Annotated in this window: 16 protein-coding genes; 4 read left to right on the forward strand and 12 right to left on the reverse strand. The window is 67.9% G+C overall.

Annotated features, from left to right (window positions below):
• Positions 1-194 precede the first annotated feature (194 nt).
• From B7R22_RS09175 to B7R22_RS09185, 3 genes are read left to right on the forward strand one after another with little or no spacing between them, the layout of a single operon-like run.
• Complete coding sequence (locus tag B7R22_RS09175) at positions 195-911, forward strand: AzlC family ABC transporter permease (protein ID WP_116411459.1); 717 nt, start codon at positions 195-197, stop codon at positions 909-911.
• Positions 908-1,213 (forward strand): AzlD domain-containing protein, encoded by a 306-nt coding sequence (locus B7R22_RS09180; RefSeq protein WP_116283281.1) that lies wholly within the window; start codon positions 908-910, stop codon positions 1,211-1,213. The genes B7R22_RS09175 and B7R22_RS09180 overlap by 4 nt, the downstream gene beginning before the upstream one ends.
• A 39-nt stretch (positions 1,214-1,252) precedes the next feature.
• A complete protein-coding gene (locus B7R22_RS09185; RefSeq protein ID WP_116411460.1) occupies positions 1,253-1,684 on the forward strand; it encodes a MepB family protein in 432 nt (143 codons plus the stop codon).
• A 44-nt stretch (positions 1,685-1,728) separates the two neighbouring features.
• Here the strand turns inward: B7R22_RS09185 and B7R22_RS09190 are convergent, their stop codons facing one another.
• The 7 genes from B7R22_RS09190 to B7R22_RS09215 form a co-directional block, all read right to left on the reverse strand.
• A complete protein-coding gene (locus tag B7R22_RS09190) occupies positions 1,729-2,760 on the reverse strand; it encodes a D-isomer specific 2-hydroxyacid dehydrogenase family protein (protein WP_116411461.1) in 1,032 nt (343 codons plus the stop codon).
• Positions 2,761-2,788: 28 nt separating this feature from the next.
• Positions 2,789-3,601, reverse strand: a complete 813-nt coding sequence (locus tag B7R22_RS09195; protein ID WP_116283283.1) for an ATP-binding cassette domain-containing protein — start codon at positions 3,599-3,601, stop codon at positions 2,789-2,791.
• A 35-nt stretch (positions 3,602-3,636) separates the two neighbouring features.
• Positions 3,637-5,628, reverse strand: a complete 1,992-nt coding sequence (gene dnaG, locus B7R22_RS09200; protein WP_116411462.1) for a DNA primase — start codon at positions 5,626-5,628, stop codon at positions 3,637-3,639.
• Positions 5,629-5,632: 4 nt separating this feature from the next.
• Entirely contained in the window at positions 5,633-6,910 is a 1,278-nt protein-coding gene (locus B7R22_RS09205) for a deoxyguanosinetriphosphate triphosphohydrolase (protein ID WP_116411571.1), read from the reverse strand.
• Positions 6,911-6,920: 10 nt separating this feature from the next.
• Complete coding sequence (gene dusB / locus B7R22_RS09210; RefSeq protein WP_116411463.1) at positions 6,921-8,114, reverse strand: tRNA dihydrouridine synthase DusB; 1,194 nt, start codon at positions 8,112-8,114, stop codon at positions 6,921-6,923.
• 63 nt (positions 8,115-8,177) lie between these two features.
• Complete coding sequence (locus tag B7R22_RS20080) at positions 8,178-8,303, reverse strand: hypothetical protein (protein ID WP_301182607.1); 126 nt, start codon at positions 8,301-8,303, stop codon at positions 8,178-8,180.
• 26 nt (positions 8,304-8,329) lie between these two features.
• Positions 8,330-9,022: a DsbA family oxidoreductase gene (locus B7R22_RS09215; RefSeq protein ID WP_116411464.1), complete on the reverse strand. Its 693-nt coding sequence runs from the start codon at positions 9,020-9,022 to the stop codon at positions 8,330-8,332.
• 58 nt (positions 9,023-9,080) lie between these two features.
• Here B7R22_RS09215 and B7R22_RS09220 point away from each other — a divergent pair, with 58 nt between their 5' ends.
• A complete protein-coding gene (locus B7R22_RS09220) occupies positions 9,081-9,599 on the forward strand; it encodes an aminoacyl-tRNA deacylase (RefSeq protein ID WP_116411465.1) in 519 nt (172 codons plus the stop codon).
• 114 nt (positions 9,600-9,713) lie between these two features.
• Here the strand turns inward: B7R22_RS09220 and B7R22_RS09225 are convergent, their stop codons facing one another.
• The 5 genes from B7R22_RS09225 to B7R22_RS09245 form a co-directional block, all read right to left on the reverse strand.
• Entirely contained in the window at positions 9,714-10,520 is an 807-nt protein-coding gene (locus B7R22_RS09225; protein ID WP_116411466.1) for an isoprenyl transferase, read from the reverse strand.
• Entirely contained in the window at positions 10,517-11,332 is an 816-nt protein-coding gene (recO, locus tag B7R22_RS09230) for a DNA repair protein RecO (protein WP_116411467.1), read from the reverse strand. Before recO ends, B7R22_RS09225 begins: the two co-directional genes overlap by 4 nt.
• Before the next feature lie 56 nt (positions 11,333-11,388).
• Positions 11,389-13,155: a 2-isopropylmalate synthase gene (gene leuA / locus B7R22_RS09235; RefSeq protein WP_116411468.1), complete on the reverse strand. Its 1,767-nt coding sequence runs from the start codon at positions 13,153-13,155 to the stop codon at positions 11,389-11,391.
• A 138-nt stretch (positions 13,156-13,293) separates the two neighbouring features.
• Entirely contained in the window at positions 13,294-15,816 is a 2,523-nt protein-coding gene (locus B7R22_RS09240; RefSeq protein ID WP_116411469.1) for a phosphatidylglycerol lysyltransferase domain-containing protein, read from the reverse strand.
• The gene (locus tag B7R22_RS09245; RefSeq protein WP_116411470.1) at positions 15,813-17,126 is read right to left on the reverse strand and encodes an alpha/beta hydrolase; all 1,314 of its coding nucleotides are present in this window, start codon (positions 17,124-17,126) and stop codon (positions 15,813-15,815) included. The genes B7R22_RS09240 and B7R22_RS09245 overlap by 4 nt, the downstream gene beginning before the upstream one ends.
• Between the last annotated feature and the right edge of the window lie 64 nt (positions 17,127-17,190).

Raw genomic sequence — 17,190 nt, forward strand, 5'->3', positions numbered from 1 at the left:
CGCCCGCCAACAAGGCGTCGAACCGCTGCCGGGCATCCAAAACCCACTCCATCACCGAAGCGATGTCAAAGGTCGAGGCTGGCTGGTTCATGCTCCAAGTCAAACACCAACCACTGACATTCCCTCAGCAAAGCCGCGCCAAACTGTAGCCGACGCAAAAAGAGTTCCTGAGAGTTTTCGGCCACAATGAACCAATGACTCTGACCCCCGAGACGAACGGCGCCGCACGCGCCAGCCTCGCCGTCGGTCTCGCCACAGCCGCCTACGGCATCTCCTTCGGAGCGCTGGCCACCGCCGCCGGCCTCGACGTCTGGCAGACCTGTTTCATGAGTCTCGTGATGTTCACGGGCGGCTCGCAGTTCGCTCTCGTCGGCGTCATCGCGTCGGGAGGTGTTGCTGCCGGACCCTCGGCCATCGCCAGCGCCGCCCTGCTCGGATCGCGCAACGTCATCTATGCGTTGCGCATGTCGCCCGTGGTCGGATCAGGCTGGATGAAACGAATTGCGGCCGCCCACCTGACGATCGATGAGTCTGTGGCCGTTTCGACCGCTCAGTCGACGCCGGCCGCCCAACGCGTCGGATTCTGGCTGACGGGGCTCCTCGTCTTCGTCGGCTGGAACCTCACCACCCTCGTCGGCGCCCTCATCGGCAACCTGATCGGCGATGTCAGTGCCTACGGGCTCGACGCCGCCGCAGCTGCCGCATTCCTCGGCCTGCTCTGGCCCCGCCTGAAGCACCTCCAGGCCCAGGCCGTCGCCGTGGTCGCCGCCGTCGCCGCGGCACTGCTCACGCCGGTCGTCGCTCCGGGGCTCCCGGTGATCATCGCGGCGATCGTCGCGGTCGTCTTCGGGCTGACCGACTGGCTGGGCACACGCACCACTAGTGACACAGAAGGAGCCCCGCTCGCGTGACGCTCTGGCAGATCCTCATTCTCGCGTCGATCGCGTGTTTCGCTCTCAAGCTCACCGGCTATGTGATCCCGCCGGCGCTCCTCACACGACCGACGCCAGCCCGCGTGGCCAATCTGCTCACCGTTGCGCTCCTCGCGGGTCTGATAGCCGTGCAGACGCTCGGCCAGGGTCAGTCGTTGGTTCTGGATGCCCGTGTGCCGGCCATCCTCGCAGCCGCCGGCCTCTACGCCCTGAAGGTGCCCTTCATCGTCGTCGTTGCCGTGGCGGCGCTGGTGGCAGCGGGCATCCGGCTGGTGACGTGACGGGTTGGACAGCGTCGACGGGTGGGATAGCGTGGCCGGGTGCAATTCGAAGCGTTCGAGGCCTATTCGGCTGAGGTGGGGGTCACCGTCGCAGTAGAACCCGAGCCGCAGAACAGCGACTATCAATCGGGCGTTGCGCAGATCGGCGACGAGGCGTGGCACATCCGGACGGCGAGGAACACGCCGACCAAGCCGGGTGCATTCGTGGCCTTCTGGAGGCGGGACGCAGACGGGACGACGCAGCCGTTCACGGATGATGACCTCGCCGCAGGCCTGCTTGTCTTCGTGGAGCAACATGGTCGCCGTGGCGTGTTCCGGTTCACCGGCGCGCATCTCGCCGAACTCGGCATCACCTCCGGGAGGCAACCGGGCAAGCGCGGGTTCCGGATCTATCCGAGCTGGTGCGCAGGGTTGAACGCTCAGGCGACGGCCACACAACGTGCACAGGCGTCCGCGTTCCGGGAGTACTGAGTTCAAGCCGTGCTGGTGACCCTGGGGGGCCGCAGCAAGACGACCTAGTAGCCGGCCTCCGGATCCACCACCCCGGCGAATCTGCCGTCGCCGAGGAACGCCGCCACATTCTGTTTCAGCCGCGCCGCCAGGAGCGGAGCGGTCATCTCGGGGGTGTCCGCGCTGTGCGGCGTGATGATAACGTTCGGGGCCGACCAGAGCGGGTGGCCGTCCGGCAGCGGCTCAGGGTCGGTGACGTCGACACCCGCGCCGGCTATCTCGCCGGATTCGAGGGCATCGACCAGTGCATCCGTGTCGATGAGGCCGCCGCGGGCGATGTTGACGAGATACGCGGTCTTCTTCATCAGGGTGAGCTGTCGCTGTCCGATCAGGTGCCGGGTGCCTGATGTCATGGCGGCGGCCACGAAGACGACGTCGGCTTCGGCGAGCACCTCATCGAGGTCATCCGATGCCACGGTGCGGTCGGCACCGGGCAGTGGATCGGCGCTCCGGCGCACAATCGTGGTGGCGACGTCGAACGGCGCGAGGAGGCGCAGTAGCTCGACGGCGATACCACCGGCGCCGATGATGACGACGTGGCGGCCGTACAGGGAGTCCCCCGTGGACTCGCCCCAGGACGTGGCGCGCACCCGCTCGGGAATGCGACGCAAGAGGGCCAGCGCGAGCATCAGCGCGTGCTCGGCGACAGGCTGGGCATACGCGCCCTTGGCGCTCGTCCACAGCAGGTGCGGCCGGTTGTGACTCTTCAGAACATCGGCGAACGCATCGATCCCAGCCCACGGAAGCTGCACCCACTGCACCTGGGGGTTCGCGTCGAGGGCCGCCCCGAGATCGCTCGGCGAACGGGAGGTGAGCCAGACGATGCCGCGGGTGTGCTCGGAGAGGTCGCTCACCTCTCCCCCGGCGGCGGTCACGGCGTCGACGAAGAGCGCACCGGGCTTCGGGAGGAACGCGATGGGGCCCGGGGTGGGTCGGAGCTCGGTGCTCACGGGCACGACGTCGACGGAGAGCACAGCACGATGCTGGCCGGCGTTCGGCCCCGCGACGTCAGGCTGGTCGTAACGGGAGGTGCTCATGGAAGCCTTTCGGGCGGATCGGCGGGCGCTAGCGTTCCGTCGTACCCATTGTCTTCGCCAGGCTGGCGACGTAGGGATGCCTCGGATCGGAGAGCACCTCGTCCATGGTACCGACGCCGACGACCACGCCTTCGTGCAGCACGACGATCCGATCCACCGATCGCCGCAGCACCTCGAGGTCATGGCTCACGATCAGCGCCGTCGCGCCGCGTTCCCGCTGCATGGCGACGATCACATCGATGATGGGACCCCGGATCGAGACATCCACACCCGCCGTGGGCTCGTCTGCGACGAGGAACACGGGATCGAGGATGAGCGAACGAGCGATGGCAACACGCTGGCGTTGGCCGTTCGACAGTTCGTGCGGGAGCTTGCGGGCTGTTCCGTTCGGCAGCAGCAGGGCATCCAGAAGCGTGGCGACCTTGAGGCTGGCGGACTTCTCGTCGAACCGCTTGTCTCGGGAGAAGATCGGCTCGGCGACGAGCTCGGCGACGGTCAGATTGGGCGCGAAGTCGTTGCCCGAGCTCTGCGGAAGATAGCCGACGCCGAAGGTCAGCCGGTTGAACTTGCGACCGCGGACGCCTTTGCGGAGGTCGAATCCGAGAACCCGGAACTCCCCGCCGGTCACCCGAGGGTTGACGGCACGCGACTTGGCGCCGGCCAGCCCCGACGCGACGAGGCCGAAGGTGGACTTGCCTGACCCGCTCGACCCGACCAGCCCGATGATCTCGCCGGGCTCGATGCGAAGGCTCACTCCGCGAACGGCTGTGTGGACAGCGCTGACGCTGTGGGCGGGGTACTCGATCGTCACATCGGACGCGAGCAGAACGGGCTCACTCATGACTGCGAGCTTAACCGCTCGGCCTGACGGGAGGGTCAGTCTGCGTGGATGGCGCGCCGCTCCGCCTCGAGTTGCATGAGTTCGCGCTGCAGCGAGCGGTACGCATCGGGGTCGACGGACTGCTCGGTGCGCTGCAACCGCCCGAGCACCTCTTCCTTTCGCCGCACGAGGTGTCGTTCGATGAGTGAGGAGGTGACCCGCCGGAGATAGACGTCGAGTTCACGCTCCGGCCGCTCAGGGACCGGGGCGACAGCGAGCTGCTCGACGAGGGTGACGTAGGGCGCCCCGACGCTGGCCACGATGGTGGCAACCCAGTCGGGTCGTTCGTAGTCGTCGATGGATGCCGCGATCGCACTCCGCACGGCCGCAAGCGACTGGTCGCTGAAGCCGACGACGGATGCCCGGGCCAGCAGCTCACGGCCCACGACCTTCGGGTACTGCAGCATCGCCATCAGGGCATCGCGTTCGAGTCGCACAGCCGTCGTGCTGGGAAGCTGGGTGAGCGACACCTGCTGCACGGGAGGCGACTCCTGCTGGGGCCGCTGGCCGAGCTCCTGCTGGCCGGGCACCTGAGGGGATTGCTGCTGGGGCTGCTGCGACGCCTGCGGCTGGAATCGCTGAGGCTGGGATCGCTGCTGCTGGGGTTGCTGTTGCTTCTGTTCAGGCCGGCGTCCCTGTTGCGGTTGGCCGCCCTGCGCCCCCGCCTCGCGGCGCCGCGCGCTCTCCACGGCATTCTTGACTTCGGCGAGGTCGACTCCGAGCATCCCGGCGAGCTCCCGCGTGTAGCCCGGTCGGAGCGCGGGGTCGCGGATGTCGGAGACGATCGGTGCCGCATCCCGGAGGCCGGCCGCCCGGCCCTCGACCGTGTTGAGGTCGTAGTTCGACAGCTTCTGCCTGATCGCGAATTCGAACATGGGCTTCTTCGAGGTGATGAGCCTTCTCACCGCGTCGTCTCCGCGCCCCAGGCGGAGGTCGCAGGGGTCGAGCCCGTCGGGCGCCACCGCCACGTAGGTCTGCGCCTCGAAACGCTGCTCCTCGCTGAAGGCGCGGAGTGCGGCCTTCTGCCCCGCGGCATCGGGGTCGAAGGTGAAGACAACTTCGCCGAGCCCGACGGTGTCGTCGCCCAGGATGCGCCGGATGATCTTGATGTGTTCGACACCGAAGGCCGTTCCGCAGGTCGCCACCGCGGTGGTCACACCGGCGAGATGGCAGGCCATGACGTCGGTGTAGCCTTCGACCACCACGACCTGCCGCGCGCGGGAGATGTCGCGCTTGGCCAGATCCAGACCGTAGAGCACCTGTGACTTGTGATACACCGGCGTCTCGGGGGTGTTGAGGTATTTGGGGCCCTTGTCGTCGTCGTACAGCCGCCGGGCGCCGAACCCGACGGTCTGGCCGGTCTGGTCGCGGATCGGCCACACCAGCCGGCCGCGGAAGCGATCGTATGACCCACGGTCGCCCGAGCTGGTGAGCCCGGCGAGGGAGAGCTCCTCGGCGGTGTAGCCGCGGGACCGGAGGTGTTTGCCGAGGTTGTCCCAGCCCTGAGGGGCGTATCCGACTCCGAAGCGCTCGGCAGCGGCAGCGTCGAACCCGCGTTCCCCGAGGAACCGCCGGCCGATGTCGGCGCCCTCGGTGACGAGCTGTTCGGTGAACCACTCCCTGGCCGCCTCATTCGCCGCAAGCAGTCGCGCCCGGTTGGTGTGGTCGCTGGCCGAGCCGCCGTCTTCGTAGTGCAGCTCGAATCCGATGCCGGCAGCGAGGCGCTCGACGGCCTCGCTGAAGGTGACGTGGTCGATCTTCTGCAGGAAGGTGAAGACGTCGCCGCCCTCACCGCAGCCGAAGCACTTGTAATAGCCGACCTGCGGCCGAACGTGGAAACTCGGTGAACGCTCGTCGTGGAAGGGGCAGAGACCTTTCATCGACCCCACGCCCGCGCTCTTCAGCGTGACGAATTCGCCGACCACGTCGGCGATGTTGATGCGCGATCGCACCTCGTCGATGTCGGCGCGCCTGATCAGCCCGGCCATGGCGTCACGCCTTCTGCGAGATCGGGGTGGCGGCGGTGAGCCGGGTGTGCCAGGTGAGAGCGGACTGGTCGGTGAGGCTCGCGACCTGGTCGACGACGACACGTTTGCGCTCGGCGTCGGACCCGGCAGCGGCCCAGTCTGCGGCGAACGGCGGCTCGAGGTGCTGCTCCCCCGACGCCATCAGGGTCTCCGCCAGGTCGACGAGCAGCGCACGTTGTGCCCGGTAGATGGGCTTCCGCTTGGTGCTCGACATCACGAAGGCCGCCACGATGCCTTTCAGAACCGCGATCTCCGCGGCCACGGACCGGGGAACCACCACGTTCGCGTTATAGCGGATGAGGCTCGCCGCGGGATACGCCTCGCGCGTGGCCTGTGTGGCGGAACCCGCGAACCGCCCGATCAGCTGGCTTGTCAGGTTCTTGAGCTGGGCCTGGGCGACGCGGCTGCCGTTCCAATCGTCCATCCAGACGTCGAGGGAGTCGAGCCGGTCGAAGGCGGCGATGAGTTCGGCGTGGCTGAACGACCCGCCCACCCAGGAGTGCATGCTCGTGACGAGGGCATCGTGGTCGACCCGGCTGCCGAGAGCCGGCACGTCGACGTAGCCGTTCAGCACCGCGTCCTCGAAGTCGTGCACCGAGTAGGCGATGTCGTCGGAGAGATCCATGACCTGGGCCTCGACGCAGAGCACCCCGGCTGGCGCGCCCTGCCTCAGCCAGGTGAAGACGGGCACGTCGTCGCTGTAGACGCCGAACTTCTGCCGCCCGCTCGCGTCGGTCACCGCTTCGTCGGCCGACCACGGGTACTTGCAGCTCGCATCGAGGCTCGCGCGAGTCAGGTTCAACCCGAAGGTCTCGCCGCCCGGCCCGAAGACCTTCGGCTCGAGCCTCGTCAGAATGCGCAGGCTCTGCGCATTGCCTTCGAACCCGCCGATGGCGGCTGCCCACTCGGAGAGCGCACGCTCCCCGTTGTGGCCGAACGGAGGGTGACCGAGATCGTGGGCCAGGCACGCGGTGTCGACCACGTCGGGGTCGAGCCCGAGGCTCGAGGCGAGCTCCCGCCCCACCTGCGCCACCTCGAGGGAGTGCGTCAGCCGGTTGCGCGCGAAGTCGAGGTCAGCCGCCGGGCTCAGCACCTGCGTCTTCGCTGCGAGACGACGGAGAGCCCCTGAGTGCAACAGGCGCGCGCGATCCCGGGCGAAGTCGCTCCGGCGGCTGTAGTGCTCTTCGGGCAGGGGGCGCTCGGTGTCGACGATGTCGTACCCGCTCGGGGGTTCGACCGACATCGCGTGGGCGTCAGCCACCGCTGTGCTCCAGCTCTGCGCCGGCGAGTTGCCGAAGGCCCGGGCTGTCGAGCGTGCGGGAAGCCAGCCAACCGTCAGGCAGGGTCGGCTTCTTCGGCCGGCCGGCTCGACCCCGCGGCCCTTCGGCGTCGACACCCGGGTACGGCAGAGCAGGGTCGAGCATCGCCAGCAGGTCGTCCATCTCGGCGAGCGAGGTGACCATTGCGAGCGACGTTCTGATCTCGTGCCCGACCGGGTACCCCTTGAAGTACCAGGCGACATGCTTACGGATGTCGCGGCAGGCGTGCTCCTCGCTGTCGTAGAACTCGGTGAGCAGCACCGTGTGCCGGCGGAGCGCCGCAGCGACCTGGCCGAGCGGCGGATGGGCGCGGGCCGCGAGGGCCTCCGCCTCGGAGATCTCGCCGTTTCGCGCGCGGAAGGCCGCCGCGAGGTCGCCGAAGAGCCACGGCCGGCCGAGGCAGCCACGACCGACGACCACGCCGTCGCAGCCGGTCTCGTCGACCATGCGGAGCGCGTCGTCGGCCGACCAGATGTCGCCGTTGCCGAGCACCGGCACACTCGTGATGGTCTGCTTGAGCTTCGCGATGGCCGACCAGTCGGCCTGGCCCGAATAGAAGTCGGCGGCCGTGCGGGCGTGAAGGGCGATGGATGCCACACCGGCACCCTCTGCGGCACGTGCGGCTTCGAGGTAGGTGAGGTGGGTGTCGTCGATGCCCTTGCGCATCTTCACCGTCACCGGGATGTCTCCGGCAGCGTCGACCGCGGCTTCGACGATCGAACGGAAGAGATCGCTCTTCCACGGCAGCGCCGAGCCACCGCCTCGCCGCGTGACCTTGGGAACGGGGCATCCGAAGTTCATGTCGATGTGGTCGGCGCGGTCTTCGGCGACCAGCATCGTGACGGCCTCCCGCATCACCTTCGGGTCGACACCGTAGAGCTGGATCGACCGGGTGGTCTCGGAGGGGTGGTGCGTGATCAGCCGCATCGACTCGGGGGTGCGTTCGACGAGGGCGCGCGACGTGATCATCTCGCTGACGTACAGCCCGGCACCGTATTCACGGCAGAGCCTGCGGTACGCGGTGTTCGTGATCCCGGCCATGGGCGCGAGAACAACCGGCACGTCGAGGGCGATCGGGCCGATGGTGAGTTTCCGCCCGGGGGCGGTAGTGGTTGTTGGTGCAGACATCTCGTCAATTCTCCCAGAGTTTCGAAGCGACGACGCCGTCTGCGGTGCGACTGTGGAGAAGTGTCAGTTCTGCTCTCCTGTGGAGGAGCTGTCCGCATCCGTCGGCGTACACACACCGTCGATGCCGCAGACCATCCCCTCGGGAGGGACACCGCCGAGAAGTGACGTCACCGGAGAGAGGATCTTCACGGCACCAGCCGGAACGCCCTCCCCCGTCACGATGCCACCGCCTTCCGCTCCTCGGTCAGCTGCGCCAGCAATTCGCTGAACGTCGCCGCATCCTGCGCACCGGAGACTCCGTACTGCTCGTCGAACACGAAGAACGGCACGCCCTGGATGCCGTAGGCGACGGCCTGCGCCTGGTCGGCCTTCACCCCGGCGAGATGCTCGTTCTCACGGAGGGAGCGGAGGACATCCTCCCGGTCGAGCCCAATCTCGGCGGCCAGGTCGGCCAGATCCTCGTCGCGCCCCACATGCCGTCCCTCTTCGAAATACGCCTTCAGCAGGCGTTCCTTCGCCTCGAGCTGCAGGCCGCGCGCCTTCGCGTAGTGGATGAGCTGGTGGGCCTTGACCGTGTTGGTGTGCTGGAGTGCGTCGTAGTCGTAGTGCAGCCCCACGTCGGTGGCGATGCCGGTCACCCGCTCCAACATCTCGGCAGCCTGCGCGGGGGCTATGCCCTTGTGCGAGGCGAGAAACTCGGTCTCGCTGCCCTCGAAGTCGACGGGCGTGTCGGGTGACAGCTCGAAGGAGTGGTACTCGACCTCGATGTCGGATGCCCCGACCCCAGCCGCTGCACGATACGAAGCGATGCCGCTCTCGAGCTTTCGCTTGCCGATGTAGCACCACGGGCAGGCGATGTCGCTCCACACGTCGATCTTGATGGGGGCGGATGTACCAGTGTCGCTCATGTGGAATCCAACGGGCCAGGCGGGAAGGCTATTCCCCGATGCGCGGTTGGATGAAGACATGAACGATGTGACGACCCCGCCTGAAGAGCTTCATCCGCCGGTCGGGCGCCAGCGGGTGGTACAGGATGCCCGCCGGCACGGCCTCGCCATCGAGATCGTGGAGCGGCCCGCCGCCGGCAGTCTCGACGAAGCCGCCGCACTGCTCGGGCTCGACCCCGCAGACATCGTGAAGTCGCTCGTGGTGAAGCGGCACGACGGCGACTACCTGTTCGCGCTGGTTCCCGGCGACAGGCAGATCAGCTGGTCGAAGCTCCGCACGCTCGTGGGGGTCAACAAGCTCTCGTTGCCATCCCCCGAGGCAGCACTCGAGGCCACGGGCTACGAGCGGGGCACCATCACGCCCCTCGGCAGCACGACGGCCCTGCCGGTGTTCGCCGACGAACGGATGACCGGCAAGCGCATCGCGCTGGGCGCCGGTGAGCACGGCCATTCCCTCTTCACCGACGCCGACGCCCTGCTGGCCGCCCTCGGCGCCACGGTCGCCGACATCACCGACCCCCTGAAGCCCCGCGCCTGAGGCGCCGCCCGTCGAACCCACGAAAACTGTCGCTCTCGCTGCCGGATAGCGACAGTTTTCGGTGTCTCGATCGGGTGCGGTGGCGGGGACGGGGCCGTCGGCGGGAGCGGCGGGTCAGAGGCCGGCGGGCGTGTCGACGGCGCCGCCGAAACGGCGGGCGCGGCCGGTGTAGTGCTCGATCGCCTGCCACAGGTCTGCGCGGGTGAAGTCCGGCCAGAGCCGGTCGAGGAACACCATCTCCGCGTACGCCGACTGCCACAGCATGAAGTTGCTCGTGCGCTGCTCGCCCGAGCTCCGCACGAACAGGTCGACGTCTGGCAGGTCGGGCACATACAGGTGCTTCTGGATGAGCTTCTCGGAGATGCCCGACGGCTTCAGCCGCCCGGCAGCGACCTCCGCGGCAATCTGCTGCACCGCATCCGTGAGCTCGTTTCGCCCGCCGTAGTTCACGCACATGGTGAGCGTCAGCGTCGAGTTGGCTGCGGTGAGCCGCTCGGCGAACTGCAGCTCGTTGATCACGGAGGCCCAGAGCCGGGGGCGGCGACCCGCCCAGCGCACCCGCACCCCCCACTCGTTGAGTTGGTCCCGGCGACGGTGCAGGACCTCCCGGTTGAAGCCCATCAGAAACCGCACCTCGTCGGGTGAGCGCTTCCAGTTCTCGGTCGAGAACGCATACACGCTGAGGTGCTTCACACCGATCTGGATGGCGCCCGCGACAATATCGAGCAGCGCCGCCTCGCCGGCTTTGTGCCCTTCGACCCGGGTGAGGCCGCGGGCGTTGGCCCAGCGACCGTTGCCGTCCATGACGATCGCAACGTGCTTCGGCACCTGCGCCACCGGGATCTCCGGCGGATACAGCCCGGTGTAGTCGAGCGGCTTGAAATCCGCGGCCAGTGGTGAGGTCTTGCCTACGCGGCTCATGCGATCGGGGCTTTCGGTAGGGGGATGAAGGTTGGGGATGCCGCGTGGCGGGCTAGCTGCGCATCCCGGAGCGTCTTCACCGGTTCGTTCGAGCGGTCCACGTGCTGGAGGGAGCGCAGCCCCCGTTCGAGGTGCCACTGGGCATAGGCCGCCACGATGCCGCTGGCCTGGGACTTCACCCGGTCGGCGGCGGCGTCGGCGAGCGTCCAGTCACCGGAGAGCAGCGCGCTCAGCAGCCCCAGCGTCGAAGCATCGAGCCGGGGCGTGCCGGGGGGTGCGAGTTCGTCGCTGACGACGCCGCCGAGCTGCACCACGAACGCCGAGTGCGGGCCGGGAGCTCCCGAGACGGCGCAGTCGAAGAAGCTCGGCGCCCAACCGGCCATCGAGAGAGCGCGGAGCAGGTACGAGTCGAGGGTGAGGCTCGAACCGTGCTCGCCCCGCGAGAGCGATCGGAGGGCGCCCACGAGCAGGAGGTACTGCTGCTGGGTCGCGTCGGCGTCGGTGAGTTTGTCGGCCGTCTCGACCATCGCGCTGGCGGCAGTGTAGCTACCGTAGTCGGAGGCGATCTCGGCACCGTAGGAGGCGATCGTCACCGCCTGGGTGATCGTGTCGAGCGTGCGGCCCTCGAAGAACTGCACGTCGGCGACCATGAACGGTTCGAGGCGGGCACCGAACTTCGACGCGGTGCGTCGCACCCCCTTCGCCACGGCGCGGATCTTGCCGTGCTGGCGCGAGAGCATCGTGACGATGCGGTCGGCTTCACCCAGCTTGTGGGTGCGGAGCACGACGACTTCATCACGGTAGAGGGGCACCCCCCAATTATCGGCCCCACGGCTGACAATGGTGGGAGGTGCCCCTCAAGGTCGTGTTACGCCGAGGCCAGCTGCCGGTCGCGCCCGGTGACCCGGATCGCCCGGTTCACCGCACTGACGACCGCCTTCAGCGACGCCGTGGAGATGTCGGCGTCGATCCCGACACCCCAGAACGTGATGCCCTCGACCTGGCACTCGACGTAGGCCGCTGCAAGGGCGTCACCGCCGGCGCTGAGAGCGTGCTCGACGTAGTCGAATACCCGCACCTCCACGCCTTCCTGCGCGAGAACGTCGAGGAAGGCGGCGATCGGGCCGTTGCCGGAACCGACGACTCCGCGAACCTCCTCGCCGACCCGCAGGTCGACCGAGAGCGAGGTCTGCCCGCTCAGGTCGCTCGACGTGCTCGTGCGCGTGAGCTCGAAACGGCCCCACTTGTCTTCGACGCGGGATGAGGGTGCGGGCAGGTACTCGTCCTGGAAGATGTCCCAGATCTGGTCGCTCGTGACCTCTCCGCCGTCGGCATCCGTCTTGGCCTGCACGACACCGCTGAACTCGATCTGGAGGCGCCGCGGCAGGTCGAGCTTGTGGTCGTTCTTCAGCAGGTAGGCGACGCCGCCCTTGCCCGACTGCGAGTTGACCCGGATCACCGCTTCGTACGAACGGCCGAGATCCTTCGGGTCGACCGGCAGGTAGGGCACCGCCCAGAGCAGCGAGTCGACATCGACGCCCTGCGCGGCGGCGTCGGCCTCCATGGCCTCGAAGCCCTTCTTGATCGCATCCTGGTGGGAGCCGCTGAACGCGGTGTAGACGAGGTCGCCGGCCCACGGATGGCGCTCGGCCACCTTCAGCTGGTTGCAGTACTCCACCGTGCGGCGCACTCCGTCGAGGTCGCTGAAGTCGATCTGCGGGTCGATGCCCTGGGTGAACATGTTGATGCCGAGGGCGACGAGGTCGACGTTGCCGGTGCGTTCCCCATTGCCGAAGAGACAGCCCTCGATTCGGTCGGCGCCGGCCAGGTAGCCGAGTTCCGCGGCGGCGACGGCGGTGCCGCGATCGTTGTGCGGGTGCAGCGAGAGAATGACATTCGAACGGTGCACGAGGCGCCGCGACATCCACTCGATCGAATCGGCGTAGACGTTCGGGGTCGACATCTCGACGGTGGCCGGCAGGTTGACGATGACCTTTCGTTCCTCGGTCGGCTCGAACACCTCGATGACCTGGTTCGTGATCTCGAGAGCGAAGTCGAGCTCCGTGCCTGTGTAGCTCTCGGGGCTGTACTCGTAGTAGATCGTCGTGTCGGGGATGGTCGCCTCGTACTGTTTGCAGAGGCGAGCGCCCTCGAGGGCCAGGTCGACGATGCCCTGGCGGTCGCTTCGGAACACGACGTCACGCTGCAGGATGCTCGTGGAGTTGTAGAGGTGCACGATCGCCTGCTTCGCACCCTTCAGCGACTCGAACGTGCGGGAGATGAGGCTCTCGCGCGCCTGGGTCAGCACCTGGATCGTGACGTCGTCGGGGATGGCGTTCTCGTCGATCAGGCTCCGCACGAAGTCGAAGTCGGTCTGGCTGGCGCTCGGGAAACCGATCTCGATCTCCTTGTAGCCCATGCGCACGAGCAGGTCGAACATGATGCGCTTGCGCTCGGGGTTCATCGGATCGATGAGGGCCTGGTTGCCGTCCCGGAGATCGACAGCGCACCAGCGCGGTGCCTCGGTGATCGTCTTGGTCGGCCACGTGCGGTCGGGCAGCTCGACGGCGAATGTCTCGTTGTACGGGCGGTACTTGTGGATCGGCATCGCCGATGCGTTCTGGGTGTTCTTCATGGGTCTCTCCTGCAGTCTTCGAGGGGTCTGGCCGGGGGCGAAACACACACGCCGGACTCCGCGACGGGGAGGGCCTGGTTAAGACCCGTCGCGGCAGCTAAGAAGCAGGAGACCGAAAGACACCCTCTGAGGCTAGCACTATGAACTGCGGGTGAGGAAGCCGAGCGCGTGCCTGGCCGAGAAGGTCGGCACATAGGCCCTTGCCAGACTCACACCGACGACGGGCAGTGTGAGCGGGTCGGCGTAAGCGAGATACAGGGGCACCCGAGCCGGCTTGAACTTCTGTTTGAACGACAGCAGCGACTGGAATCCGTAGACCGGCTCGAGGGCGCGGCCGAGAACCGTCAACAGGGCCTGGGTCGCGTTCTCCTGACGGGCCGGGTTCGCCGCGTCATCCGGAGCACCCTGTGCGAGCGGCGCCGCAGAGAGACTGACGAAGTCGAGGCCGCCCGCCTGCGCCCCGAGGATGGTCTCGGCGATCAGGAACTCCATCACCCCGTTCACGGAGTCGGGCCGGCGCCGCATGAAGTCGAGCGTCCACCCGCACACCGTGCCGGCACGGTAGCTCGGCAGCCAGCTCGTCACGCCGAGCACGGCACCGTCGGTGTCGACGGCCAGCATCAGGCGCACATCCGGATCGGTCAACTCGTCGAGGCCACCGAGGGTGAACCCCATCTCAGGCAGGTCCTTCTCGGCCACCCAGAGTTCGGAGATGTCCCGCACCTGGGCGACCTGGGAGGCACTGAGCTTGGCGAACGATGTCCATTCGGCCGTGATGTCGAGCTTCACGGCCTTGTTGATGGCGGTACGGATGCCCTGCATCTTCTTTCCCTCGAGGCTGAACGACGACACCTCGACGACCGCTTCCTCGGCGATCTGCATGAGCGACCAATGCATCTGCCGGAATTCGGGTGCAAGCTCGCCCGACACCGCGTAGAACACCGGGGTCCAGCCGTGGTCGGTCGCGAACCGGGCGAAGTCCGCGAGGGCGCCGGCCCGGTCATCCGGGGCACAGAGCGGCTCACCGGTCGCGATGGCGATGCCGTTGATCACCCGGTAGGCCACCGCCGGCGCACCCTGCTCGGGGCCGCCGAACCAGTAGTGGTGCCCGCTCCAGGTGGCCATCCACGACAGGGAACCTTTCGCCCCGGAGTGCAGGAGCGAACGGATGCGCGCACTCGCGTTCGCCTCAGAACCGAGCTTCAACCGGCTGATCGACAGCAGTGCCGCGACGACGACGATGATCCAGAAGACGGGCCCGACCCATTCGTAGAGGAGGCGCGTCGCGTCGCTCGACGGGAACACGTCCGCGCGTTCGAGGGTGAGGAATCCGACCGGCATGAACCGCTCGGGCAGGTCGACGGCGAGATCGCCGAGCGAGACGCCCGGTCTGAAATCGGTCCTGAGCAGCCAGGACAGGGAGAGGTACACGGCAGCGACCACTCCGAGGGCGGCCGTCACGACCAGGAAGAAGCGGGGTGTCGCCCCCGCCGAGAATTCGCTCGGAAAGATGCGCAGACTCGACACAAGCAGCCCGGCGATGAGAAGGGGCAGCACGATGGAGATCACGACAGAGATGCTGTGCTGGTCGAACTGCCCGTTCGAGAGGTCGAAGAACGTGTTCGCACCGATCGCGGGGAACACGCCGTAGTAGGTGACGCCGAGCACGGCGAAGAAGAGGTTGACGGCGACGGCGAGCCAGAGCGCGACTCTCCGGCCGCGCACGATCCCGAGCGCCGAGACCAGGAGCACGACGAGCGGGAGGAGGGTGACGAGCACAGGGCCGACCCCGTCCAGCCGCGCCGCTGCGACCGCGTCGGAACAGAGCTCGCTGTACTGCCCGGACACGCAGGCAGATGCGATGTCGGCCTGGTTCGACAGGGTGTCCCGGAACAGCAGGCCAAGGGGCTGCAACGGCCCGAAACCGTTCGGCGAGACGATGGTGATGAGGGGGCCGACGGCGGTGATCGCCACGAGGGACGCAAGGAGCGAACGGAGCTCCCGATGGCTGCTGCGGGTGACGCGGCGCGCCGCCGGGCCATCCCGTCGTCGCCGCAGGAGCGTGCCGAACAGCAGACCGACCACGGCCGCGAGAAGACGGTAGAGGTCGGAGGGCAAGCCCGAATAGAGCACGAACATCAGAAGCGCTGCGAAGCCGAGAACCCGGATGCGCCGCCGGAGCAGCGGGCCGGCGAAGGCGCTGGCAGCCAGGATCGCGCCCACCACCGGGATCAGCGGATCGATCGTGGCCATCGAGCGCACCTGTTCGGCCGCGATCACCTGCAGCCAGATGCCGAGGCCCTGCAGGGCCAGCCCGAGGGCGCTCGCCACAACGGCCACGGTCAGGTACACCATGACCGTGCGCCAGGTGCCGAGCAGTCGTTCGGCCGCACCGAGCACGATCAGGATGATCGGCACCAGCACGACGATGTGCAGGGCCCGAGCGGCGAAGAGCACGCTCGTGATCCCGGCAAACCAGTGGTGCTGGCTGACGACCTGGTCGAAACTCAGGGAGAGGAGGCTCTCGAAGAGCCGCCCGAGAGAGGCCCGGAACACCATCTGCAGGATGCCCACCACGATCGCGACCCCCGCGATAACCCAGGTGAACGGGATCGACGAAGCCCAGCGTGCGACCGAGGCGAGCCATGGCCGAAGCGTCACGGGGCGAGCCCCCAGTGCGACGCCAGCAGGCCGACGCCGCGGGCGAAGGAATAGGTGGCTGTCGTGTAGTCGTGGCCGCTTCCCGGTGCCAGGAAGGAAGTGGTGGTCATCCCGGCCGCCTGGGCCGCCGCGGCGACGGTGAGCTGGGTGGCGAGGAACTCCGGGTCGTTCTCGCCGACGGCGAACACCGCGAAACTCCCGGTGTACGGTGTGTGTTCCTTCAGGATCGTCAGCGGCTGGGCGGCTGTGTAGGCTGACACGCTCCCGGCGAACCCGGAGTCGATGGTCGCCTGCGGCGTGCTCCCGTTGGTCGGTACCAGTTCGCCGGAGATGTCGAGGAGACCCCCGAAGAGTTCCGGATGCTCGGCTCCCAGCTGGACCGCGCAGGTTCCCCCTTCGGAGAAGCCGGCGATCGCCCACATCTCTGGTCCGGCGCTCGCGGGCAGGTGTGCGGTGATCCATGCCACCACGTCGACGGTCAGGTAGGTGGCCGCGTTTCCGAGGGCACCGTCGACGCACATCGGATTGTTCTCGGGGGCGCCGAGCTGGTCGGGGCTCACGACGATGGGGGCGAGACCGTTGTGCGCCTTCGCGAACGCGTCGAGCGACTCCGCGAGGTGACCGGAGACCAGTGGATCGGCCGGGGCGCCCGGCTGGCCGGAGAGGGCGATGACAACAGGGAGTGCCGGCGGATGGGCCACGAGTGCAGCGGGTGGCAGGTAGACGAGGCCGTCACGGGCGTCGAAACCCGAGACGGTGCCGGGGATCCGCACGCTGGAGGTCGAGCCGGTGGCCGGGAGATCGGCGGGCGGCTGCCAGCTGGTGTACAGCGGGCCGGCGAAGACGACAGCCTCCCCCAGCACCGGAAGGGTCGACGCGTCGTAGGGGCTCACGCCGGCCAGGGACTGGATCGTGGGATACGTTCCAATGTCGATGTTGACACTCATCGCGCCCGCGGCGAGGAACACGACCGCGCCCACGGCGCCCAGCAGTTTTCGGCGGAGACGACCGGCCACCACGGAACAGAGCCCGAGGCCGAAACCGGCCACCGCAGCCGCGATCCAGGCGCGGGTGACGAAGGAGAACGACACGCCGAAAAGGTTCAGCACGTCATCCGTGAACCAGGTGAACAGGGCCCCCGCCACCGCGCCCACGACCATCACGATCAGGCAGACGGTGACCCAGCGACCGCGGATCCAGGTCGCATTCGGCCGCGCCACCACCAGCACCACTGCCAGCAGGAGAGCGACCGCGTAGACCACCCACACCACGGGTCCGTCGACGATGCTTGTGCTCCCGAAAGAACCCATGCCGCAACCTCGATCTGTGTTTCCAGCCCCCGTGGCCCCGGTGGGGGCGCCGACGCCCAGTGTG

Origin of the sequence: Subtercola boreus (assembly GCF_003399635.1) — a bacterium.
Lineage (GTDB): Bacteria > Actinomycetota > Actinomycetes > Actinomycetales > Microbacteriaceae > Subtercola > Subtercola boreus_B.

What these genes read in the sequence shown, in the direction of transcription:
- leuA (WP_116411468.1), bottom strand. Translation starts at nt 13,155, where the DNA reads ATGAAGAACACCCAGAACGCATCGGCGATGCCGATCCACAAGTACCGC.
- dnaG (WP_116411462.1), bottom strand. Translation starts at nt 5,628, where the DNA reads ATGGCCGGGCTGATCAGGCGCGCCGACATCGACGAGGTGCGATCGCGC.
- B7R22_RS09220 (WP_116411465.1), top strand. Translation starts at nt 9,081, where the DNA reads ATGAACGATGTGACGACCCCGCCTGAAGAGCTTCATCCGCCGGTCGGG.
- B7R22_RS09245 (WP_116411470.1), bottom strand. Translation starts at nt 17,126, where the DNA reads ATGGGTTCTTTCGGGAGCACAAGCATCGTCGACGGACCCGTGGTGTGG.
- dusB (WP_116411463.1), bottom strand. Translation starts at nt 8,114, where the DNA reads ATGTCTGCACCAACAACCACTACCGCCCCCGGGCGGAAACTCACCATC.
- B7R22_RS09190 (WP_116411461.1), bottom strand. Translation starts at nt 2,760, where the DNA reads ATGAGCACCTCCCGTTACGACCAGCCTGACGTCGCGGGGCCGAACGCC.
- B7R22_RS09175 (WP_116411459.1), top strand. Translation starts at nt 195, where the DNA reads ATGACTCTGACCCCCGAGACGAACGGCGCCGCACGCGCCAGCCTCGCC.
- B7R22_RS09195 (WP_116283283.1), bottom strand. Translation starts at nt 3,601, where the DNA reads ATGAGTGAGCCCGTTCTGCTCGCGTCCGATGTGACGATCGAGTACCCC.
- B7R22_RS09205 (WP_116411571.1), bottom strand. Translation starts at nt 6,910, where the DNA reads ATGTCGGTCGAACCCCCGAGCGGGTACGACATCGTCGACACCGAGCGC.
- B7R22_RS09215 (WP_116411464.1), bottom strand. Translation starts at nt 9,022, where the DNA reads ATGAGCGACACTGGTACATCCGCCCCCATCAAGATCGACGTGTGGAGC.
- B7R22_RS09225 (WP_116411466.1), bottom strand. Translation starts at nt 10,520, where the DNA reads ATGAGCCGCGTAGGCAAGACCTCACCACTGGCCGCGGATTTCAAGCCG.